The sequence below is a fragment of the Shewanella sp. 10B genome (genome assembly GCF_023475885.1).
GTDB classification, from domain to species: Bacteria; Pseudomonadota; Gammaproteobacteria; order Enterobacterales; family Shewanellaceae; genus Shewanella; species Shewanella mangrovisoli.
Genome location: NZ_JAMDJO010000003.1, coordinates 537,381 through 560,826, shown reverse-complemented (window position 1 = coordinate 560,826; position 23,446 = coordinate 537,381). Strand labels below are relative to the sequence as shown.

At 47.3% G+C, this 23,446-nt stretch carries 18 protein-coding genes; 9 read left to right on the top strand and 9 right to left on the bottom strand.

From position 1 onward, the window contains the following. Positions 1-25 precede the first annotated feature (25 nt). The 3 genes from M0415_RS14665 to M0415_RS14655 all read left to right on the top strand — a co-directional run bounded on the left by M0415_RS14665 (position 26) and on the right by M0415_RS14655 (position 2,996). Complete coding sequence (locus tag M0415_RS14665; protein ID WP_249556628.1) at positions 26-1,273, top strand: ABC transporter permease; 1,248 nt, start codon at positions 26-28, stop codon at positions 1,271-1,273. Between the two features lies 1 nt (position 1,274). Beyond that, positions 1,275-2,426: an ABC transporter permease gene (locus M0415_RS14660; RefSeq protein WP_249556294.1), complete on the top strand. Its 1,152-nt coding sequence runs from the start codon at positions 1,275-1,277 to the stop codon at positions 2,424-2,426. 168 nt (positions 2,427-2,594) lie between these two features. Continuing rightward, the gene (locus M0415_RS14655) at positions 2,595-2,996 is read left to right on the top strand and encodes a hypothetical protein (protein ID WP_088210053.1); all 402 of its coding nucleotides are present in this window, start codon (positions 2,595-2,597) and stop codon (positions 2,994-2,996) included. A 146-nt stretch (positions 2,997-3,142) separates the two neighbouring features. Here the strand turns inward: M0415_RS14655 and M0415_RS14650 are convergent, their stop codons facing one another. After that, positions 3,143-3,682 (bottom strand): outer membrane beta-barrel protein, encoded by a 540-nt coding sequence (locus tag M0415_RS14650; RefSeq protein WP_220056614.1) that lies wholly within the window; start codon positions 3,680-3,682, stop codon positions 3,143-3,145. Positions 3,683-4,212: 530 nt separating this feature from the next. Here M0415_RS14650 and M0415_RS14645 point away from each other — a divergent pair. Beyond that, positions 4,213-5,544, top strand: coding sequence for an APC family permease (locus M0415_RS14645; RefSeq protein ID WP_249556293.1), 1,332 nt, complete (start codon positions 4,213-4,215; stop codon positions 5,542-5,544). 53 nt (positions 5,545-5,597) lie between these two features. On the opposite strand, the gene M0415_RS14640 is transcribed toward M0415_RS14645, so the two are convergent. Further along, positions 5,598-8,087, bottom strand: coding sequence for an Ig-like domain-containing protein (locus tag M0415_RS14640; RefSeq protein WP_249556292.1), 2,490 nt, complete (start codon positions 8,085-8,087; stop codon positions 5,598-5,600). A gap of 28 nt (positions 8,088-8,115) precedes the next feature. Beyond that, entirely contained in the window at positions 8,116-8,649 is a 534-nt protein-coding gene (gene yjgA / locus M0415_RS14635; protein WP_011625015.1) for a ribosome biogenesis factor YjgA, read from the bottom strand. Between the two features lie 175 nt (positions 8,650-8,824). Between yjgA and pmbA the strand changes: the two genes are divergently transcribed. After that, positions 8,825-10,168 (top strand): metalloprotease PmbA, encoded by a 1,344-nt coding sequence (gene pmbA, locus M0415_RS14630; RefSeq protein ID WP_249556291.1) that lies wholly within the window; start codon positions 8,825-8,827, stop codon positions 10,166-10,168. Between the two features lie 149 nt (positions 10,169-10,317). Here the strand turns inward: pmbA and M0415_RS14625 are convergent, their stop codons facing one another. Both M0415_RS14625 and M0415_RS14620 read right to left on the bottom strand, forming a co-directional pair. Continuing rightward, the gene (locus tag M0415_RS14625; RefSeq protein WP_249556290.1) at positions 10,318-12,444 is read right to left on the bottom strand and encodes a TonB-dependent receptor plug domain-containing protein; all 2,127 of its coding nucleotides are present in this window, start codon (positions 12,442-12,444) and stop codon (positions 10,318-10,320) included. A 197-nt stretch (positions 12,445-12,641) separates the two neighbouring features. After that, positions 12,642-13,472 (bottom strand): substrate-binding periplasmic protein, encoded by an 831-nt coding sequence (locus M0415_RS14620; protein ID WP_425383196.1) that lies wholly within the window; start codon positions 13,470-13,472, stop codon positions 12,642-12,644. Positions 13,473-13,742: 270 nt separating this feature from the next. Between M0415_RS14620 and M0415_RS14615 the strand changes: the two genes are divergently transcribed. Then, positions 13,743-13,970, top strand: a complete 228-nt coding sequence (locus M0415_RS14615; RefSeq protein ID WP_249556288.1) for a ribosome alternative rescue factor ArfA — start codon at positions 13,743-13,745, stop codon at positions 13,968-13,970. Positions 13,971-14,273: 303 nt separating this feature from the next. Here M0415_RS14615 and rimO read toward each other — a convergent pair whose 3' ends face one another. Further along, positions 14,274-15,716 carry a 30S ribosomal protein S12 methylthiotransferase RimO gene (gene rimO / locus M0415_RS14610; protein ID WP_039978462.1) on the bottom strand — a complete coding sequence of 481 codons (1,443 nt, stop codon included), beginning with the start codon at positions 15,714-15,716 and terminating at the stop codon, positions 14,274-14,276. Between the two features lie 420 nt (positions 15,717-16,136). On the opposite strand from rimO, the gene M0415_RS14605 reads away from it, so the two are divergent. The 3 genes from M0415_RS14605 to M0415_RS14595 all read left to right on the top strand — a co-directional run bounded on the left by M0415_RS14605 (position 16,137) and on the right by M0415_RS14595 (position 18,806). Beyond that, a complete protein-coding gene (locus tag M0415_RS14605; RefSeq protein WP_011624181.1) occupies positions 16,137-16,847 on the top strand; it encodes an oxidative stress defense protein in 711 nt (236 codons plus the stop codon). 188 nt (positions 16,848-17,035) lie between these two features. Next, on the top strand, positions 17,036-17,731 hold the full coding sequence (locus M0415_RS14600) for a DUF4336 domain-containing protein (protein ID WP_249556287.1): 696 nt from the start codon (positions 17,036-17,038) through the stop codon (positions 17,729-17,731). A gap of 283 nt (positions 17,732-18,014) precedes the next feature. Then, positions 18,015-18,806 carry a class I SAM-dependent DNA methyltransferase gene (locus M0415_RS14595; protein ID WP_249556286.1) on the top strand — a complete coding sequence of 264 codons (792 nt, stop codon included), beginning with the start codon at positions 18,015-18,017 and terminating at the stop codon, positions 18,804-18,806. Positions 18,807-19,341: 535 nt separating this feature from the next. On the opposite strand, the gene M0415_RS14590 is transcribed toward M0415_RS14595, so the two are convergent. The 3 genes from M0415_RS14590 to M0415_RS14580 form a co-directional block, all read right to left on the bottom strand. Continuing rightward, the gene (locus tag M0415_RS14590; protein ID WP_249556285.1) at positions 19,342-20,277 is read right to left on the bottom strand and encodes a retron St85 family RNA-directed DNA polymerase; all 936 of its coding nucleotides are present in this window, start codon (positions 20,275-20,277) and stop codon (positions 19,342-19,344) included. Further along, the gene (locus M0415_RS14585; protein WP_249556284.1) at positions 20,274-21,242 is read right to left on the bottom strand and encodes a retron St85 family effector protein; all 969 of its coding nucleotides are present in this window, start codon (positions 21,240-21,242) and stop codon (positions 20,274-20,276) included. Before M0415_RS14585 ends, M0415_RS14590 begins: the two co-directional genes overlap by 4 nt. A gap of 823 nt (positions 21,243-22,065) precedes the next feature. Further along, on the bottom strand, positions 22,066-23,169 hold the full coding sequence (locus tag M0415_RS14580) for a phosphoribosylaminoimidazolesuccinocarboxamide synthase (protein ID WP_249556283.1): 1,104 nt from the start codon (positions 23,167-23,169) through the stop codon (positions 22,066-22,068). Positions 23,170-23,446: the final 277 nt, after the last annotated feature.

Below are 23,446 nucleotides of genomic sequence, written 5' to 3'. Positions count from 1 at the left end.
AACGCATTTGAGCGAGTCTAAGCCTTTGAATGAGGCTCAGAATGCGGCGCAGCCTGCATCTTCAGGCATCATTGCATTAGTGCGGCGCGAGCTTAGGGCGCTATGGCGCGATCCTTGGCAACTGGCCCTTATCAGTTATATCCCGCTGCTGGGCATCTTGTGTCTTTGGTGGCTATTTAGTGCTGGGTTACCACGGCAATTACCCGTGGCGATTGTTGACCAAGACCACAGCCAATTGAGCCGAATGTTGACCCGCCAGCTCAAAGCCAACCCTGTGACTGAGCCGCGAAGTTTTACCGATCTTTCTTCGGCCGTCGCGGCTATGCAGCAGGCGCAGGTCTATGCCGTGGTGGTGTTTCCCCATGATATGAAGAAGGATTTACTCACCGGCCATAAACCAACAATCGATGTGCGTTACAACAGCCAGTTTTTGCTGGTGGGTAAGCTGTTGTCGAGTCAAATTCAGTTGAGTCTAGGCGATGGACTGTTACAGGTCGCAGGCCTTAAGCAACTGATGACGGGCACGCCAAAATCCCAAGTGGCGGTGAATTTAAGCCCAGTAAAGAGCCAAACGACCGCGTTGTTTAACCGTAATAACAACTACATAGGTTTTTTAGTGCCGCCGGTATTGGTCGCGCTGTGGCAGTTATTATCTATGTTGGTGATGGCTAACAGCTTAAATCGCGAGTTACACCTTAATGCCGCGCAGTCAGAGGAGGGGATCTCCAATCGATTGACCGAGCATTTTTGGCCTAAGGTGTTGGCTAAGCTCCTGTTGTTTACCCCGATATTGATGCTGCAAGGCGGGTTTATCCTCGCTTGGTTGTATCTGTATCTGGCTTTACCCTTTGCGGGCAGTTTAGCGCTGCTGCTAGTTGCCCAGTTGATTATGCTACTGGCGGTGTGGAGCCTAGTGCTGTTTATCTTTGTGCTGATGCGCGATAGCGCGCGGGTCATCAGTTTTTGTACTGCGCTGTTTGCGCCAGCCTTCGCCTTTATGGGGATCACTTTCCCCACCCATGAAATGCCGCAACTCGCTCAGTGGTGGCGACTCATTATGCCATCGAGCCATTATATTGAGTCCCATGTCAGCGTGGTGAGTTATGGCGCGACTTGGTCAACGGTGGCGCAGCAACTCAGTAGTTATTGGGGGTTTATCGGTTTATTGCCGCTGATTTATTTCTTGGCGATTAAATTACTGCCGATGACGGTAAAAGCTCAGACTGAAGCGGCGGCATACGATGCGGCGCCACTTGCTGCGAAGGGGCAATAGCATGAATTTATGGCAGTTAGTGCTAACAGAATTAAAGGCGATTGTGAGTGACAAGGCAATTGCCGTGACCCTATTCGGCGGTGTGCTGTTTTATTCTGTGCTCTATCCCTTGCCTTACTTGCACCAAGTCCCAACAGAACAACAGCTTATCGTGGTGGATTTAGATCATTCCTCCCTAAGCCGTCAACTTATTCGTCATGCGGATGCCAGCGCAAAAATTCAGGTGATAGGTCAAGTTGGCTCCATTACTGAGGCGAAGCGTTTTATCGAAACCGGCAAGGCCCATGGCTTACTGGTGATCCCCGAAGGATTTCGTCGCGACTTGCTGCTGGGCAAGGGCGTAACCTTAAGCTACGGCGGCGATGCCAGTTACTTCTTGATTTATTCGGCAGTGGCCGAGGGGCTTGTCAGCGCGGGGATGGATGCGGGCAAACAAGTGCAATTGATTGGGATGCTCGCGCAGGGGAAAAATCCGAAAGAAGCCGAGCAGAACCTGAACTCGCTGCATTTAAACAGCGTGCCCGCCTTTAACCCTAGCCTAGGTTATACGCCCTACGTGGTGCCTGGACTCTTCTTACTTATCCTGCATCAAACCTTGTTGATTGGGACTGGGATCTTAGGCGCGGGTCAGTGGCGCAGCCGCAGCTATTGGCAGCAGGTGTCGCCGCTGCAATTGGTCTGTGGTCGTATTCTCGCCTTTATGTTGATTTATATGGTGTTTACCAGTTTTTATGTGGGGTATTGCTACCACTGGTATAAGGTGAGTATTCAGGCGAGTCTTGGCCAAGTGGCGCTCTGGTTGCTGCCGTTTTTACTTTCGACGGCTGCGGCAGGGGTTGCGATGAGTACACTGTTTAGCCGCCGTGATTTACCGACTCAAGTATTGCTGCTGATTTCTATGCCGATTCTGTTCGTCTCCGGCTTTGTCTGGCCGATTGCTTTAATCCCCGAGCCTTTGGTGCTGGGCTCGCAGATTATCCCTGCGGTGCCCGCCATTATGGGGATGTTGGAGCTGAATCAAATGGGCGCCAGCTGGGCGAGTGTGCTGCCAAAATGGTTACAGCTTTGGGGCCTATTTGTGCTGTTTTTTGGTCTTGCGATGTTAGGGATTAAACGTCGTGCGCGGGCATTAGCTGAACTTAATGCGTCTTAGGCGACACTGTTATTCGTACCGACAAAACACTGATTTTTGCGTTTGTATTAAATTTGTTATTGGATATTAGGCAGATATAGATATAATCGTCCGGCAAAAAATTAAACAGGGGCCGTTTAATTTCGAAGCAGTTGCTTCATTTTTTTATCGCATCAAAAGGAAGATGAAATGCGTAAAATTACTTTACTCTCTTTGGCCATGGGTACTTGTCTGTTGGCCGCCTGCGCCGCTAAACCTCCCATCGTTGCACAAGAAAAAACCGTTGAAATCGATGGTATCAACCTCGTTTTTGGTGGCAGCTACGATACTGAACGCAAAAATATTTCACTGTCTGTGAATGGCGACTCAGTGATGAAAGGGACTTTCCCACCTTACACGCCAACCCAAAACCTCAGCGGTAAATACAAGGGTTACACTATCTCTAGCCAATGCTATTTCGGTTCAGTGTTAGGTAGCCAAGGTGGCGCATTTGGTGCGATTGCTGGGGTGATCCAAGCAACGAAATCCAGCTCTGGCGATAAATGCGACATGCTGGTTAACGGTAAAATCGTCGAAAGCCTTTACTTCTAAGCATCTCACACATCGCTATCTGGCCCCTGTATCTTGTATGTGTTCCCTTGTGGATAGTTGTATCGAACTCGGTAGGCTGTTTAAAAAAAAAGGGAGTACCCAAATAAGCGAGGTACTCCAAGAAAATAATGAGGGAGAAAATACTGTTAGAACTTGTAGTCTAAGGTGAGATAAACCTGCTGACTGTTGTTAATTTCATTGCCGTTTTCTTCATAGTCTTGGGCTAAATAACGGTAGCCAAGATCCGATGAGAAATGCTCGCTCCATTTGTATTGCACGCCAACTTGACCACCATACACAAAATCGGTTGCCGATTTGCCTGAGACCTTGTTGTCGTTGGCACCAATGCTGACACCTGCGAACAGGTTAACGTCTTTATGCACGGGTAACAGGTAGTCATAGGACACTAACCAGCTGTACTGTTCCTGTTTGAACTTATCGTTGGCAAAGTTGAATTTGTCTTCCATATAGCCAAACGTACCGGTAATGCGGTGGTTTTGCTCAATCAGCATACCAACGCGGGCTTGGTAGCTTAGATCTTCGGTATCTTTATTGATCACACCTTCAATTTCATCGGCTTGATAACCTAAACCCATACCCGCGAAGTAATCGATTTCGACGGCTTGAACGCTGCTACACAGTAAGGCTGCACCTGCTGCCATCATCATGGTTTTATTTAGTTTCATCATGGACTCCTAAGACTACTAAGTCGTTTTATCAAAATAATATCGGGTTGATGGAACATACTTTACGGCAACCCCTCGAAGGGGATAAGCCCATAACAGCGTGTCTCTTTGTCTCAAAAATCGCGACAATCAGAGCTGTCTCACAGTGATAAGTACAATATTTGCGCGCTTTATTCGAGGCGGAATCGTTTCACTCCATGTCTGCCTTCATCTGCTTAGACCCGCTTTACCGTAGAGACGACACAGATAGGCAACTTAATGTCCTTATTGGGTTGTCTTCGACGCTGTTTTGGGGGAGAATGCGCGCCGCAAAAATAACCGGGGTATTCAGTATCCCGGTTATTTTCTTTTTGAGTGTATGGGTTTTAAACCAATTGAGGCCGGTAAACATCCGGAAATGATATGAGGTTCGTTTGAACCTACTTTACTGAGGACAATTCAATGGGGCTGTTGTTTACCGGATGTTCGGTAGTTGCCGTAAATCAAGCTGTTGCGTTTGCAATTCCACCTGCTTCAAAAGGAGGTTGGATATGAGCCAACAAAATCCAGGCTTAAAGCAAAGCCTGAGTCTGTGGCAAGTGGTGGTGATGGGATTAGCCTATCTCACGCCTATGGCCGTGTTTGACACCTTTGGCATTGTCTCCGAGATCACCTCAGGCCATGTGGCCACCTCTTACCTGCTCGCGTTAGCAGGGATCCTGTTTACCGCCTTTAGCTATGGTCACTTAGTGCGAAAATATCCCTATGCGGGCTCGGCCTATACCTATGCGCAAAAAACCTTTAGTCCGAATGTCGGCTTTATGGTGGGCTGGTCATCGCTGCTCGATTATATGTTTATGCCGATGATCAATATGCTGCTGGCAAAGATTTACCTGACGGCCATGTTCCCTAACGTCGAGCCGTGGATTTTTATCTTTGGTTTAGTCGCTGTGATGACGCTATTAAACCTCCGGGGCATAGATTTAGTGGCGAATTTTAACGGCGTTATCGTATTCGCCCAGATAGCCATCATCTTAGTCTTTATCGGCTTAATGGCCCACAGTCTGTCCCTTGGCGAAGGTGAAGGTGTGATTGCCAGTGTGCGTCCATTCTATTCTGAAGAGATAAGCCTTGCGCCGCTGTTTACTGGCGCGACCATTCTGTGTTTCTCTTTCTTAGGCTTCGATGGCTTAAGTTCCTTGAGTGAAGAAACCAAGGACGCTAAGCGGGTGATCCCCCGCGCTATCGTGCTAACTGCTTTGATTGGCGGCGTGATTTTTGTCAGCGTGTCCTATTTCTTACAGCTGTTTTTCCCGGATATTTCTCGCTTCCAGCAGTTAGATGCTGTGCTGCCTGAGATTGCCCTGTATGTGGGCGGCAATTTATTCCAGTCAGTGGTGCTAGTGGCAACCACAATAGCAGTATTGGCCTCGGGCATGGCCGCCCATGCGGGCGTGGCACGTATTCTCTACGTGATGGGGCGTGACAATATGCTGCCCAATAAAGGCTTTGGCTATATTCACCCCAAATGGCGCACGCCGGCGTTTAACGTGATTCTGGTGGGGTTACTGGCGCTTTCGGCTGTGTCCTTCGATCTCGAAATGGCACTGGCGCTCGTTAACTTCGGCGCGCTGGTGGCCTTTACCTTTGTGAACCTGTCGGTAATAGTGCAGTTTTATATCAAAGAGAAACGCAACCAATCCTTGAAAGACCACTTTCAGTACTTCGCCTTACCCTTGTGCGGCGCGGCGACTATTGGCGTGCTGTGGATTAACCTTGAGCCTCAGTCCCTAGAGCTTGGCTTAATTTGGGCGGCTATTGGGGTCTTGTACTTGGCGCTGCGAAGCCTGCGTTTACGCAAGGCGGTAGAGTTACAGAATTAGCCAATAATTTGAGCTAGAAAGTAAAAGACCCGCCTTGGCGGGTCTTTTGGTTTTTACAGTGTCGGCACGGTAAAGCTGAGGGTGGTCTTAACTTGCTTGGGCGTAGTGGTCACGATACTGATTTGACTCCCTGCAGAGGCGGTGAAACTGAGCGGTGTGCCTAAGCCATTCTTGCCAGTGAGAGTGTTGGCTACCTCAATGATATCTGGCGTACCGTTACAATCGACGCAGAGCTCGATTTGAGTCTTAGCAGGCATAATTTGTTTGGCACTGTCATGCACAAACACCACAAACTTAGACTCGCTACCTGCGGCAACGGGTTTAATATCATTAACGCTCGCGAGTAACACACCGTCTTGCTGCACACTGATATAAGCTTGCGAACCAGACATGCTTAACACCAAAGCCTTACGCACATAGGTTTTGTTGGCTTGACCTGTACCGCAGAGGCTGCCTTCACATTGAGGGCCGTTAAACTTGCCATCGGCGACGGGATAGGTCTCGCGGGCGAGGTTATCGAAATAAGGTTCACCACTGTCGCGGCTAAAGTTTTCATTATCATCACGAAACGCCGTTGGTAAGTCGCTAAAACCGCTACTGTGGAAGGTTTCCACATCCATACCATTGCCGCTGCAGTTAGTTGCTACACCATTGAATAAGCAGGCGTTTGCGATAGCGCCACCATCAGCACTATCAAACTGATTGTTGCCGTTAGTGTCGAAGAAGGTTTCGTGACCCAAGGCGTAGGCCAAGATGGTAATACGGTGATCTTGAGGGCGATAATCGCTTGAAGTCCAAGTCACGCTACAGGTGCCATTTTGCGTTAAGCAGCTTGGGGTGATTTGGCCACCTTCGGTGGTAAAGTTCACCGTAGTATCATCGGGCGCGGGGTTACCAAAGCTGTCCGACAGTCTGGCGGTAATAGTCGCGGTTTCACCGTCATAATCGCCCGCTTCGGGGTTAAATATCGTCGTCGAAAGACTAAAGCCAAGTTGCTGTGGCAGGCCAGTATTAACCGTTAATTGCTCAGATTGGCTAGTGATCACTTCCTTGGTATCGGCATCCACTGCGCTGGCGACCACACGAACTGGGGTCGGCACAGTACCCGAAAGCACACGCACACTGGCGATACCTTGGGCGTTTGTTTGCCCCTCGGCATTGGCGCTGCCATTGGCAAAACTTAAACCGCCGACCACAGTATCTAAGCTAAAACTAACCTTTTGCTGCGCTGCGGGCTGGCCATTGGCGCTGGTGACTTTAAAGCTCACCAGTGATGATTCGCTTGACCCAGTCCCACCTGCGCCTTTAATGCGAATTTGGTTGGGCTCGGCCGCTTCAAAGCTCAGACTCGCTAAGGTTTGGCGTTGAAGCGTAAAGGGGAAGTTCGCCGTCAGCGTTTGATTACCCACGACAGTGGTCGCGACGATTTGATCGTTACGCTCGCTATTCCCGCTGCAACTGGTGTCTTGGAAGGTCGAGCTGGCATTACCCGATAGGGTCGTGACTGGCGTGTCTAAGCTCGCATTATTGCTGGCGGTACAATCAGAGCTGAAACTGATGGATGACGGCGTCTGTACGCGAGTGACAGTGCCATCGCTGGCCTCTAACACTAAGCTTGCGGTCACGCCAAAGCTGCCGCCGGCGCTGATTTTATAGCTGCCATCGGCCTGTGCCGTTAACGTACTCGCCAGTTTTCCTTCGGTAAAACTGCTGCCATTAAAGGAGCCTAACTTTAAGGTACCGGCTTCGTTAACGGCATCTTTGCTGAGCACTTCATATAAGCTGCTGCTTTGTAGCGATTGCCCTTGATAATCCACTGTAACCGTTAAGGCATTGGCGCCTAACTCGGTGGCACTCGGGGTATAACTGACTTGGGCAATACCTTGGCTATTGGTTAGCGCACTGGCGGGGGTTAAGGTAGCCGAACCCGCGCTAAAGGTGACCTTAGCATCGGCAATGCCGTTACTCTCGGCATCGAGGAAAATGGCTTGCAGTTGTACGGCTTCATCCACTTTAAAGCGAGTCACTACATTCGCGCCGCTTTGAATACTGGCGCTCAGTTTTGGGGCGATGGATGCGCCAGTACCGTCGATAATCCCTGTAAATTCAAAGTTGCGAGTCGCCGATAGCGCCGTGCTGGAATCATTCGGAGTGGTGGTTGCTGTAATAGTGCCAGCATTGATAAGCAAATCAGGATTACTCACAATAACAACGGCTTCACCGTTGCTATCTGTGAGTTTGCTTTCCGGTGTTAACGCCCCAAGGTCGCTCGTAAAGTTAACTCTCTGATTGCTAACCTTAGCCGAACCTTTGTTTAACTTGGCGACAGCACAAAAACCTGCGTCTTTAGGGAAACTTTGAAGTGAGGTAAAACTGCCACATTGACTACCCGATAGGGTTTTAAAGTCGATAGACAGTTTGTAAATACCGTCGCTGGCATCTGTGCCACCGTTATCTTCGTCAGAAGGGCCGTTACAGCCCCAAAGTCCAAATAAGCCAATAGAAAGCAAAGTAAGATTGCAAAACGTGTTGCTAAATCGCATAAGCAAACATCCTTGTTGGGCTGAATTGTTAGTCTTGGATTTCGCTGCGTAGGTATTTAAACAGCTCTTTTGATGATTTGGACTCAGGGCCTTTTGCCAACTCTTTTGTGGCTTGGCGCACTAAGGTACGCAGCTTCTGTCTGTCCAACTGTGGGTAATGTTCCACTAAGGTTTGAATTTCGCTGTCGCCTTGGCTCAGTAAACGCTCACGCATTTTCTCGAACATTTGCAGCTTAGCGGTTTCGTTGTTGTTTTTGTTCAGTACGATAGCGAGCGCGGCTTTAATCGGCTCCACATCGACGTTACGCATCAACTTACCGATATATTGCATATGACGGCGATAGGCTTCGGTCTTCGGCTTAATCTTATGAGCTTGCTGGATGCTGTCGTACAAGTGCTCGTCCAGCTCGATTTTATCTAGCTGGGTCTTGCTGAGCGACACCAATTCCATACCGACTTTTTGAGCAGCTTCGCAGTCACGCTTGTCCTCGGTTTTGCTGACATACTCTTCGTCACTGTCATAGGGTTGTTTAAAATGCTCTGAATCACCAACAATCTTCATATAGATAAAACCTCAGTTAAATAACGGCCTAATAATAACATCTCCCGCCAAAAATCGCCTAACGAAAGCGCGTGCGCCATGGCTGAGATTGACGAAATAAGCGCGCAATAAATAATGAGAATGGCATGGGTGTTTGTTATGCTAACGCCATTGCCGACAACGAAAGAGTAGCTTTGTGTCTTTGAACAGAATCGATAGTGAATTGACCGCGCTGAAAGATGCGGTTGCCGTGGCCCTCGAATATGCCAATAAATTAGGGACAAATGCCGCCGAAGTGGCGATCAGTAAACAACAGGGATTATCGGTTTCAACCCGCTTAAAAGAAGTGGAAACAGTTGAATTTAATAAAGATGGCGCCCTAGGAATTACGGTTTATCGCGATGGTTGCAAGGGCAGTTCATCGACTTCCGATCTCAGTCCCGAAGCCATTGCCTTGGCTGTGAAAGCGGCGGACGATATCGCCCGTTACACCTCGGCCGACCCCTTTAGCGGTTTAGCCGATAAAGCCTTAATGGCGACCGAGATCCGCGATCTTAAGCTTTATTATCCTGAAGAGATTTCTCCCGACGAATTAGCCCAATTGGCGATTCGCGCCGAAACCGCGGCGCTCGATGCCGATCCGCGCATCAATAACTCCGATGGTGCCAGCGCAAACGCCCACACTTCGGTCAAAGTTTACGGCAATAGCCACGGCTTCTTAAACGGTTATTGCAGCTCGCGTTATAGCTTAAGTTGCAGCGTGATCGGTGAAGACTCAGATGGCAGCATGCAGCGGGATTACTATTACACTATCGCCCGTAAATTCAGTGAGATGTTATCTCCCGAATCCGTTGGCTTGAAAACCGCACAAAAGACAGTGAGCCGTTTAGGCGCACGTAAGATTGCGACTTCGCGTTTACCTATTCTGCTTTCGCCTGAAATCGCCACAGGGCTCATCGGCCATTTAGTCGGCGCGATCAGCGGTGGCAGCCTGTACCGTAAATCCAGCTTCCTGTTGGATGCGATTCACACCCAAATCTTCCCCGATTGGTTCAATATTGAAGAACAGCCGCATCTGTTGGGCGCGCTCGCCAGTGCCAACTACGATAGCGAAGGTGTAGCGACTCAAGATAGACGCATCATCGACCGGGGTATGTTAGAAAGCTATCTGCTGACTAGCTATTCGGCGCGCAAACTAGGCTTAACCAACACAGGCCATGCGGGCGGCATCTACAACTGGACGCTGGCGCACACCGGCCAAAGTTTCGATGAGCTAGTCAAAGGCATGGGCACTGGCCTGATTGTCACTGAAGTGATGGGCCAAGGCGTGAATATGGTGACGGGGGATTATTCCCGCGGCGCCGCTGGTTTTTACGTCGAAAATGGCGAAGTGCAGTTCCCCGTCGAAGAGATCACTATCGCGGGCAACTTGAAGGATATGTTCCGTGGGATTCAGGCGGTTAGTAAGGATTTCGATTTACGTTCGTCTATCCGCACCGGCGGGATCTTATTATCCGAGATGAAGGTTGCGGGTAACTGATTGAGTTAACCTAATTGAGTCATTCAGTCTAACGGTTCGGCGTTAACGGAATGAGCTTTAAACAAAAGGGCAAATGCGTTCGCATTTGCCCTTTTTGATTTAATTACACCGTGCTAAATAGCGCTGCCACATTTTAGCGGCGGTGCTCATTAGAATTTATAGCTAGCACCTAATTCAAATGAGCGACCCGAGCCTGCGACTTGGCTAAAGCCACCACTGCTATCGGCCTTAAATTCGGCAAGGTTGACACCACCCAGTGGCAGTTCGTAGTAAGTATCAAACAGGTTGTTGATCGCAAAGGTTAGACTCAGCTCTTGCCATTTGATACTGCTGCTTAAATTTAACAGCGAATAGCTGTCGGTCTCATTTTCTAAGCGGCGATCATCGACCTTATCCTTAGTCGCTACCCATTGCCATGACAGGCGGTTTTCCCAATCGCCAAGTTGATGGCTAAGGGCTAACTCGGTTTGTAGCGGTTTGATTTGATAAAGCGGCTCGTTACCCTCATCGCGCTCGCCACGGGTGATATTCAGCTTGCCCTGCATCTGCCATTTACCGCTGTCGGTATCGGCTAATAGGTAGTTCGCACTCAACTTAGCGCCATATAAATGGGCATCTTCGTTGGTGAATTTAAGGATATTGCGTTTACCGTTGGCAAGGCCGCTACGGTTAAAGCTGCCAATCACCTCGGCATCAATATAGTTTGTCACTGCGCTATACCAAGCCGTGGTAGAGAATTGCCATTCATCGCCCGCAAACTTGTAGGCCGCGCTCAGGGTGTGGGCGGTTTCAGGCTTAAGATCGGGATTGCCCACGTAACCGTTACCGTCGCCATACCAGCCGATCATAGTGGTTGCCATCACGCCACGGCCCCAGCTGTAACGCTCGTACAGGTTTGGCGCGCGGTTTTTACGGGCTAAGCCAAATTCCAATTGTTGTTTGGCCGACAATTGATAGCGTGCCAGCAGAGTGGCGTCGATGAGATTATCATCTCGGCTTCTATCCATGGCGTTAAAGGCTTTTGCTGCCTCGGCATCCACATTCGGCATGCCCATCATGGGCATATTGCTGTAGGCCTGCACTTCGCCCGTATCTGTGGTGACATATTCATAACGCACCCCGGCAGACAACCACCAGACTGGCGTGAGGTTTTGCTGCCACTCGCCATAAACTGCGGCGCGGCGGCGTTCACCGTCGTTGATATTGATATAGTCATTGGGGGCCATCATAGTGCCGGGCACTGCTGGCCAAGTATCATCGAGTTGATAGTTATAAAATTCCTGACCGACGAGTAATGTGCTGTTATCGCCCATGGGTAAACGCCAATGCAGTTGATAGCTGTAATCGCTGCCCTCAGTGTTCATCGGCATCTTGCCGGTTTTTTCTGGGGTGAAGAAGCCCATTTCATGCTTCACACTGTGCCAGTTTAACTGGGCGCTAAATTCGCCGTCGTTGTCTAAATCCCGCAGATAACGGACTAGGGCGCCGTAACTCTTGTTATCCGTCATATCCATGTATTGGTTCGGGAAACCTTGGAAAGGGATAGCTTGGTGCGTTAGCTTAATCGCCAGTTGTTGTGTGTCATCGCGCCATGCCGCCGTTAACGCATGGTTTTGGGCGCGATAGAGGGTATCGAGCACTTTATCGCCGTGACCATCGTGGTAGCTATTGGCATCTTCATAGGCGCCTTGATAGCTGAAACTTAAGTGCTTACTGGCAATCCCAGCTTTAGCGCCGAGTAAGAAGGCGTCGCTGGTGCTGCGGTATCCCGATGAAATTTCGCCGCTTTCGAAGTTGAGGTTGTCGCTGTCGCTAAATTTAGGATTAAGGCTATTAACCTTAATCACCCCGGCGATATTGTCGCCGCCCGCACTGACGGGGGACACGCCCGCGACCACTTCTACCGAGCTGATTTGGTTAGCGGACACGTAGGATAGTGGTGGGTTCATTTGGTTAGCACAGGAGGCAGTGATATCCGCGCCATCGACTAACACTTTAATGCGATCGCCCATCATGCCATTAAGCACGGGCAAGGCGGAAACGCCGCCCGCTTCGGAGAAATCCACGCCTTGGTCTTTCAGCAAGGTATCGGCCGAGCCTAAGGCGTTACGGCCAATATTCTGCTCACCATGGACTTGAATACGTTCGATTTGAGTCTGATTTGTCTCGTCGGCCATGGCCTGTGAGGCAACCGAAGCGCCTAATGCTAAGGTCAGCGCGCTGGCGATTGCGGAGCATTTAAAGCCGTGGGGGATAGTTGAAGTGTTTGCAGCCATCGTTTTGTCTTCCATTCACTCGGATAAATTGCGCTGCATTATAAAGATCATCGAAGTGTGACAGGTGCGGCATATTGTCGCAGAGCTTATAAAGATAAAGCTGAAATAGCGGCCTTGAGTGCTAACTAGCGCCAAGGTGAAGATAAGCTAGCAGTAAGGTAAGAATATCAAGCGGCGCGGTTTAACACGCTTTTTGATTAACCGAAGTGATTAAAGTAGATCCGCTGGGTTTCACCCTCGGCATCCATTAAAGCCAATGCTCTGGCAAACTCATAGGCCTTTGAATCTTCGGCGAGTCTGTTGGGGCTGTTATCTGGGCTGACGGGTAAGTCTGCACGGTAGTTTGGGTTATGTTGCCCGCGAAAATGGCGGCTTTTTTTCGAAAACCCCAGATACATGGCCTGAGGCTGCTGGCAGCAATTAGGGTGCAGCTTAAATTGGCTCATGTCTCGCTGTTTAAGGTAGTAGCTGATGGTGGCCTGATCGTAGATAAAAAAATCCCCTTGGCTGGCAAGCAGGTATTCTAATGCCTTAGGCACATCGAGTTCGGGCGGTTTGCGTACCGACATGGTCTCGGGCAAGCCGTTAAAGTCGTAGCTGCCGGGGGCGATTAATAGTGTCATTCCACTCTGGGATAGTTGCTCTAACGAACTGATATTGGCGGCTCCCGCACGGCTAATGCCGATGGCGCGCTCCGACAGGCCATTAGGAATAAAAAAGGCAAATTGGGCGCGCTCTTCACTAAAACTCAGGCCTGGGTAAAAGTCGATATTACCGAGTTTTAGATCCCGCAAAATCCGCATCTTAGGCGCCCGCGTGATCCTGAGTTTGCAACCAATCCGTTCGGCGGCGGCTTGATAGATGTCGTGGTAAAACCCTTGGTTATTTGGGTCGTGCTCGATAAAGGGAAGGCGCTCACTGGTGCGATACCCCATGGTAATGATGCACTCAGAGCTTGAAAAAGCCTGCGCTAGGCTGGGGAAGAAGCTGAGTAACAAGAAAACGAGGCTAAGTAAGGGCCGATAAATAACTGCAAACTGCAAAATGATCTCCTTATCCCGTGATTACAAAGGGTAATCTTGCCGCCAATGGGCGAGCTAAAAGTACAACTAAGGCGAAGGCTTGTTAGCCTAATGTATTATTTTTATTGAATTAATCTATCATACTTTTTGATAATAAAAAGAGAGATTCTTTGCACTACTGCACAAACTCTGTACATCCTGTCATATTGCGCTATAGTGTCGTCGCAGGTCGGGTAGAGGTGTATTTGGCCTGTAAATATTAATTGAGGAGTTCCTATGGTAAAGCTTAAAGAGACTAGCGTGCTCGAACATGAAAATGGTCGCGGCACTATTACCGACAATGCACTCAAGGCAGTGGTGACGAGTTCACTGTTTAGAATGCGAACCGAAAAGCCGAAGAAGGGCAAAGGGTCTTACAACCGTAAAGCAGCAAACCGAAAGGGGTATCAGCACAGGGGCGATACCCCTTTCGACTTTATGGGAGTTTGTCTCACTGGTGCCTAGTGTTAAAGCCTTAACTTTGCTCGCCTTGTAACTTGTTTCTCCCTTATCTCTGCTCGATTTCTCTTTGATTCTTATCCTGTAAACCTTTTAAAGCACCATTCCTGAGCTTATTCCTCAACTTATCCGCTCTGCCATTTGCTGCCTATATCCTTCAATGCCTATCACTAGCTTGGTAACGATTGCCCATAAAAAAGCGAGCCCTTGACTATTAGTATTTATATCAAGGGCTCGCTATTTATGTTTTTAATCCGGCTAATCGACTGCTTAGGGCAAGCGCTTAAGTAGCACGCTTAAGTCGAGTGCTTAGGCCTCGATATCATCTTCAGCGTCGGCGTCGACTAACTCGGCCCACAGATCGTGCTCGTCCGAGTGGGTGATCACAGCACGGACTAACATGCCGGGTTCGAGTTCGGTTTCGCCGTTGATAAATACCATGCCGTCGATTTCTGGAGCATCGGCGAAGCTGCGGCCAATCGCACCTTCTTCATCAACGTCATCGATCAGAATATCCATAGTACGGCCAACGAAACGGGCTAAACGCTCGGCGCTGATCTCGGCTTGGACTTCCATAAATCTGTGGTATCTGTCTTCCTTCACGTCTTCGCTGATCAGTTCAGCTATGGTGTTGGCTACTGCGCCTTCCACTTCTGAGTACTTGAAGCAGCCTACGCGGTCGAGGCGCGCTTCACGCAGGAAGTCGAGTAGCATTTCGAAGTCTTCTTCTGTTTCGCCCGGGAAGCCCACGATAAAGGTTGAGCGGATCACCAAGTCTGGGCAGATTTCGCGCCAGCGTTGGATGGCTTCTAACTGACGATCAACACGGCCTGGACGCTTCATCATCTTCAGGATGCGTGGGCTGGCGTGCTGCATTGGAATATCTAGGTATGGCAGGATTAAACCTTCGGCCATCAAGGGGATCAGATCGTCTACCCATGGGTATGGGTAGATGTAGTGTAAACGTACCCAAGCGCCCATCTTGCCCAGTTGGCGGGCAAGGCTAGTGATGTCTTGCTTCACTGGCATACCGTTCCAGAAGTCGGTGCGGCCGCCCTTGTCTTTACCGTAGGCAGAGGTGTCTTGGCTAACGACTAAAATCTCTTGTACGCCCGATTCAACTAAGCGTTTCGCTTCGTCTAATACGCTACCCGCTGGGCGGCTATCTAAATCGCCACGCAGTGCTGGGATGATGCAGAAGGTACAACGGTTATCACAACCTTCTGAAATCTTTAAATAAGCATAATGCTTAGGCGTTAACTTAACCCCAGTTTGTGGGATTAACGAGGTAAATGGGTTGTGCGCTGGTTTTGGCACGTACTTGTGTACATGCTTTAACACGGCTTCGTAGCTGTGTGGGCCCGTGATTTCGAGCACGTCTGGGTGCACTTCACGGATTTGGTTTTCCTTGGCGCCTAAACAGCCAGTCACGATCACTTTGCCGTTTTCTTCTAGGGCTTCGCGCACCGCATCTAAGGATTCTTCAACCGCCGCATCGATAAAGCCACAAGTGTTGACGATAACCAGATCGGCATTGTCATAGCTGTTGGTGACTTCATAGCCGTCGATGCGTAATTGGGTCAGAATGCGCTCTGAGTCCACTAGGTTTTTTGGGCAACCCAAAGACACGAAACCGATGCGATTCCCTGTAGCACTTTCTGCATTAGCTAAGTCAGCACTCGCTGCTTCTAATGTCTTGGCTGGGGTCTCAAGCGTGGTTGTTTGCTTAGGATTAAAAGTTTCAACTGTCATGGTGTCTCGCTGATGCTGATAAAAGAGCGCCGTAAAAAGAGCGCGGATTATACCTGAAGTGATTAAAAGGTACAGTGTCTTTGGGTGAAAAGTGTACAGCCAAGAGGGCGTTTCTACCAGTCGTGGCGCGGTAGAGTCCGCTGCTCTGTTATCCCGCCGCATTTCATCTTGGGCGAATGGCTTTAAGGTTTGAATGGCGCAGTGCACTGCCGCTCGAAGCCGATTTAAAAAATTTTCAAAAAAATTAACCCTTTTTATTTTTGCCTGCGTTTATAGGGGTAGTTTGCATGATGCGTGGCTATCGTAACGGACGACAAATCGGGCTGTTACATATTGGTACAGTGAGTCGTACTTTTAGCCGATAGCCGCCGCGTCAGAACCACGGCAGTCTCGCCTTAAATGATTTAGTTCGAGTTAACAATGAAGCATTCTCTTTTAGCTGTATTAGTGGCTGGTGGTCTTTTTTCAGGTGTGTTTACCGCAAAGGCGATGGCCGCCGACGTAGATTTTCCCCATATCGAAACCATGGGCGTGAGCCAAATTCAGGTTGAGCCGGATATGGCAGAGCTTAATGTCGAAGTAGCCGTTACCGAGAAAGAGGCCAAGGCCGCCAAGGATAATTCGGATGCCGCAGTGGCGAAATTTATCGCCCGTTTAACCGCCGCGGGCATTACCAAGGAGCAAATCCAAAGCGCTAACTTAAATCTGCAGCCGCAATATGTGTATGCCCAGGATAAGGCGCCCGAGCTGAGTGGTTATACCGCGAGTCGCCAAATCACAGTCACTATTAGTGATTTAGCCCGCTTAAATACGATTTTGGACTCCGCCTTAGAGGAGGGGATTAACAGGGTCAACAATATCGCCCTTAAGTCGAGCAAAGAGGCCGAGTATGTGGCCAAGGCGCGCCAAGCGGCCATTGTCGATGCTAAACAAAAAGCCGAAAGCTTAGCCAAGGGATTTGGGGAGAACTTAGGTAAGGTGTGGCAAATTCGTTATTACGATCAACGCCCAGTGCAGCCCGTGATGTTACGTATGAATGCCAAGGCCGATGCCATGGGCGCCGCCGAAAGCTATCAATATGGTCAAGTCACTATCGAAGACAGAGTCGAAGTGGTTTATAAACTCAAATAAAACCGCGATATGGGTATGACTCTCTATCGCAATGGGCTGCTCAACTGAGCAGCCCATTTTTATATGCCTGGCCGTAAAGGCATATTCCACTTAGCGAGTCGAGTTTAAGTGTCCTTATCGGCAAGTTTTGTGTTTCAATGGACTATAGCTCCGCCGATGGGGTGGCGTAGACAACAGGGAGTGTCGATATGAAACAGCTAGCCGAAAACCTATGGATTGTAGATGGCGAGGCGGTACCGTTTTTTACCTTGCCCTATACCACACGGATGACGATTGTCCGCTTAAGCGATGGCACTTTGTGGGTGCACAGCCCCATCAAGCTCACGCCCGAGCTGCAAAAGCAGGTCGCCAGTCTCGGCGAGGTGCGGTATTTAATTGCTCCAAATCATCTGCATCATTTATTTTTATTGGAATGGCAGCAGGCTTACCCGCAGGCACAGAGTTTTGGTACGAGTGAAGTGCAAACCAAACGTCCCGATCTGCATTTTGAGCAAGTGTTTACCCCAGAGTTTAATGCGCCTTGGTCGGCGGATATCGCCCAGTTGTTATTTACTGGCTCCCACTTTATGCAGGAATGTGTGTTCTTCCATCACGCGTCTGGTACTTTGATCGTGACCGACCTTATCGAAAACTTTTCCCCCGATGCCTTTAATGCCTTGCAGCGATTGCTCGCCCGAGGCGCGGGCATACTCGCTCCCAATGGCAAAATGCCCTTAGATTGGCGGTTAAGTTTTATGTTTGCCAAGCAGCAAGCCCGCACGCATCTGGCGAAGATGTTGGCTTGGCAGCCTCAAAGGATAGTGATGGCCCACGGGGTGATTGTTGAGCAAGACGCTATGGCATTTTTGCAAAAGTCGTTTGCATGGTTAGATTTGCATGACTAGATATACATGCTTAGATTTGCATGATGAGAAGGGTAAGCTAGTTCTGCCGTTTGATGCGATTTGAGTGCGTTAACATCCAAGTTGTGGGCTTTCCCCTTTTTAATCAAAAATCAGCCAAAAGGGGAAAGCGCCAGTCCCATCTTTATCCTAGTGGACTGTTTATTGAATAAAATGAATTCAAGCGTCTTCTACTCGTATTTAGGGCGGAATTGCGTGTATCGGTTCTTAGCCAACTGATATATCATGCGCCACCCTTAATTGCCTATGCCTCCTGTTTGCCGCTATGTCTTCTAACGCGCTTTATACCGATCTATCCGGTTATTACGATCTCATGTGCTCCGATATCAACTATCAACAACAGAGTGCGAGTATCCATCGATTGCATCAGTTCTTAGGCAATAATGGCAAGCAACACCTCGATCTAGCCTGCGGCACAGGCCCGCATGTGCGGCACTTTATCGACCTCGGCTATCAATGTCGTGGTCTGGATATTAATCAACCCATGCTCGATATGGCCATGCGTCGCTGCCCTGAGGCGCAGTTTAATCTACAGGATATGACCGCCTTTTATCTCGAGCAGCCAGTCGATTTAATTACCTGTTTTTTATATTCCATTCATTACAGTGCGGGCATCGAGCGCCTTAAGAGTTGTATTGCTAGCGTGCACCGCGCCCTAAATGACGGCGGGATATTTTGTTTTAACTCTGTTGATAAGCACCGCATCGATAACCGCTTATCGATTAAGCATTTTGCAGAGTTTGAGGGGCACCATTTTGCCTTTGAATCTGGCTGGCATTACAGTGGTCAAGGCGAAAACCAGTCATTAAACCTGAGTATTGCAAAGAGTCACCAGCCTTTTACTCAACAGGTTGATGTTGACGCCGATGCCGATACATCTGCGCATCAGACTGAGTTATGGCAAGACCAACACACTATGGTCGCCACCAGTTTTGCGGAGCTGCAAGCCTTACTCGCGCCATATTTTGAAGTGCATATCTTTGAACACGATTATGAAAAAATCGTCCCATGGGATTTAAGCTCAGGTAATGCGCTGTTTGTCTGTGTGAAGATTTAACCTTGGGTTGAAGGTGGCAACTTTCTTACTTTCATCAGTCTTCTTTAGCTTATTTAGACTGTTGAGGTTTCTTTATAAAATCAAAAGCCAAACCAAAGTCAACGTCGTGGGGCTTCATCTCACACTTGTTTATGTAGATGTATGGTTATTGCGGCCTAACGGCCGAGGTGAATTAAAGTCGTGGGGCTTCACCCCACACCCGACCAAGGAGGACTGCTCGTCCTATCCTCCTTGGATGCTCCATGACGCCCCTCACGGAGTTGAAAGCCCCTTTGGGCATAAAGCGTTCTTATGCTATCGCGTCAGACGCTCGTCCCTGATTCGACTGACGCTATCTCGGCATCCATGCCTCGCTCACGCAACGAACGCAAATGCCCTGCGGCAACTCCGAGGGGAGGTGAACTTCTGTTGGGGCTGTGTCGAAGGTTAATCTCAAAAGAGTTATGCCTGTGCTATTTTTTCTGCCACTTCGCAAATGTACACTTTATAAATTTAACAGTTGCTCACTCTTTGACGGCGAATTTTTGAATATATACTAAAGTAGATTGGCATTCCTTATTTTTTCAATAATATTTAAGCCATACTTTAATTTAAGTCGATCTAAGAATGATGGTTCAATATAATAAGAAAATGAGATTAAACCCTGTAATTTAGAGGTTTGCATACCATCAAGTTGACCTAATGAAAACCTATGAACCATTGAAGAGATTAGACGTTTTCTATTTCTTCCAAGTGAAAGTTCTCCATTGTTACTTAATGTAACGCCTGTGATGTGTCTATTATGTCTTTTCGATGAAAAAACAGTTTTTTCCTTATTTATTTTAATGAGTCCGATAAGTTCTTTTTTCAGTATTTCACCAAGCAAATCAGGTAAGTCAAATAAGTTATTTTTCTTATTTGTTGATAAGGTTATATCATCAGCATAGCGGCTGTATTTTATGCCTCTATTTTCACATATTTTATCTGCCTCAACATCAAAGAAATACATAATGCAATTTGAAATAAATGGAGAGCTTGGCGAGCCAATGCTTAGGTATGAATGGCGGTTTTTTTTATCTTTTTTAAATAAAAGTTTTTCAAGTAAGAACTCATCAGTCTCATCAAGAATTATATTGTGTTTATTAAATATACTAAATAAGACAATCGGTTTTATACTAGGGAAAAAGTTTTCAAAATCAACTTTTAAAATAAATGTTTTGGCACGATGGATAAGTGCATTCTCTTTTATTCCAACCTGCGCTTTATATGCAGTCGCTTTTTTATGAACAGGTAATATTTTACTAAGGTGACTAACAATAATTCTTTGGAAAAACTTAAGTTCTTTAGATGGTTGAGCAATATGTCTTACACCTTTTCCGTTTCTTTTAGGTATGTCAAATTCTTTATATCTATGAGGTGCGGTTGAGGCAAACTTAATTAGCTCGTATTGAGGGATTAAAGTTTTTTCTTCTAGAATTTTAATTAGATTCATAAAGCCTCCACTAAACTACTATTGATTAACTTTAATACATTTGCTCTTCTCTCTGACAATTGGTCAGTTTGACTTATAAAAGATTGTATAACTGCCATTCTAAGAGTTAGTGAATCAGCTTTTTTTCCAGACTTCGTAGCGCCATATCGGACGGTTTTTTTATCCTTTAATAAAGGATAGTAAAACTTATAACTAGTGCCATATTTCCTACTGTTTATCACACTAATTTTACTTAATAAATATAATGATCTTTTTATTTGGCTAAGTGATACATCTATTTCAAGTGCCATAAATATTAATTCAATTTCACCTATCAAAATTGGATAGCATAGTGTTATTATTTCTGCAATAAGAAATGAAATGTGACCAGAATTATCATATTTAAATTTTTCAGAAGATGGATAGCTTTCAACTTTATCATTAATAACTAAACATAAGTCTTCCAAAGAGTGAAAATCACTTTTTTGAACCTTATCATCCCATGGATATTCTGCTACCGATGTGGGATCTTTCTTTCTAATATACTCTAAAGGCCCAAGATATATAAAAGAGTCTTCATTTTCTGTATGTTTATGGTTTGCAACAATAATCAGTTTATTATATAGGTCTGTCTTGTTGCAAAACATACCTAGCTCCACTAGTGCGCCAGGACTCTCTAAAATTATAATAACTAATGTTGCAATGTTGGCAATATCTCTTTCAAAAATAAGTAAGTCTGTGTATACATTTTCTTTGAAATAATCTTTAAAACTTTCAGCTAGTACAATTGAATCAAAAATATCTTCATAACGATTTGCTGAATGCCGCATAAAGCGATCTCTGAAAGAGGGGGTGCACTCATTTGCTATATTAATTTCTCCACCACATAAGAAAAACTTTTTAATAGAATATTCAACCTGAAAATTGTTGAAATTTAGGTCACTAAAAATATCAATTAAACAATCTTCAAATATATTTTTCTTCATATGTTATTGGAGATGGACTAAAACTACCTTGTAAAATAAAACGAGCATGCTAAACATGCTCGTTTTAGTCTCTCTTTACTAAAGGAGGCACCAGCAAACTTTCTGGTGATCCTTGAGGAACGAAAGGCTCAGCAGAAAGTTTTCTGGTGCTCCCAAATGTCCTCAATAAGTTAGTGTCTGGCGAAACGCCCGACTAGGCAAAATTAAAGCCCTAAACGCTAAAGAGAGCTTGATGGTATTACACTCGAATATAAGTTACAAGTGTAAAAAAGCAGCTACTCTATATTAGCTAGGTTAGTTATTCATAGTTTTATGATATATAAATCAGTTAAGAACACGTCCAAAGAGTTCAATGAGCAATCTTATTAAGTTTCTAAAGGGATTGTGGCTATAGATGGAACATACATTACTTTTTGGAATTGGCTGCTGATACTGAAGTCACAGAAGTTCACCTTCCCCTGCGAAGTTGCCGCGGGGCGTTGGAATAAATCGCGTGAGTCCGGTCATGGATGACCGGCTAGCTTTCGCAGGTGCAGGGACGCATCCTTCGGAAGCGATAGCAATTTATCCATAAGACCAAGGCTAGTAACCAATGCATATAACTTCGCTAGGGGCGGCAAGGGAGATCCAAGAGGGAATTGCTGTTGATCCCCTCTTGGTCGGGTGTGGGTTGAAGACCCACGACTTTGATCTTGTCTTAGATTTTCTCTGAATGGATTCACACACATAAATCCAAACCTAGTTTGAAAAACAAAAAAGGCGCCTAAGCGCCTTTTCTATATTTAGAGGTTAAGGAAAAACTCCCTACCTCATCGAAATCTGATTAAACAATCAGATCATACTCATCTTTGAGGATCTTAATAATATCTGCCTTTGGATTGGCTGGCAGCGGGATTGCCGCGCCAGTCACCTTCTCGGCGATGCCGGTGTAAGTGCGTGACACATTCATCATGGCCTCTAATGGCAGGGCATTATCGCGGGCGAGGGCTTCGCGCTCTGGCATTCTGTCTTTGTTGAGCAGAATATCTGGATCGGGGAAGTGGTTCAGCAGGAACTGACGGAAGCCTTCCTTAGAGTTTTCAAGGATTTTACCATCGCGGTAAGCGGCGCCGTCCCAAATGCGGGATGAATCTGGGGTGCCCACTTCATCCATATAGATCAGTTTTGAGTTGCCGTTTTTATCGGTCACATAACCAAACTCGAACTTGGTATCCACAAACACTTGGTCAAGGTCGGCTAGAGCCTTTGAAATCACCTTAAAGCCATCTTTTAACAGCTTCTCGTACAGGTCGATATCTTCTACCTTTTCAAAACCAAAGGCTTGATAGTTGGCTTCGATATCGCTGCGGCTGATGTTCACATCGTCCTGCGCGGGCACACCGGGAATCCCAGTTAAAATACCTTTGGTCGAAGGGGTGATCAGCAAATCTGGCAGCTTTTGATCTTTCTCTAAACCTTCTGGCAGTGTGATACCGCAGAATACGCGCTCGCCCTTAGAGTAGGCGCGCCACATTGATCCAGTGATGTATTGGCGGCAAATGGCTTCGACTTTAATCGGGCGGGCTTTTTGGACTATCCAAACGAAGGGATGCGGAATATCTAAAATGTGGCTGTCGGCTAAACCGTTTTCGGCAAATAACTTAAACCAATGATTAGAAATGGCATTTAATGCCGCGCCTTTACCAGGAATGCCTTTTAATCCGCCTTCACCGTGGAAGATGCAGTCGAAGGCTGAGATACGATCGCTAATCACCATAATGGCAAGTGGCGTATCTTCGGGCACATTGTAGCCCTTGGTTTGAATTAAACGGCGGCTGTCGGCGTCGGTTAGCCAGTAAACGCTACGTACCTTGCCGCTATGGACTGGGCTGTCGGTGCGGATGGGTAAATCGTTGTTTACGGCTAATACGGAATCAGCAAGACTCATGACGAGTATTCCTTTGGATAGAGAGTGTAGGGACGAGTTTTTTATTCGTTACGGTGTGCTTAAGCCGTAAATGCTTTGCCACCTTTTTATTATTGACCAATAGCTTATCGCTCAGTGCGCACAAGAGATTGGTGAGGTTAAAACGTAAAGCGAATAGGATATTTTCGGGCGATAGGTAGGAGAGAGTAGATCTGGATAAGGGGTAAAAATAGCACGCAGAGCAAGGTTGGCGCCAGAAGGAATCTGGTCTGTTCAAGCGGGGAAACCCCGTGCCATT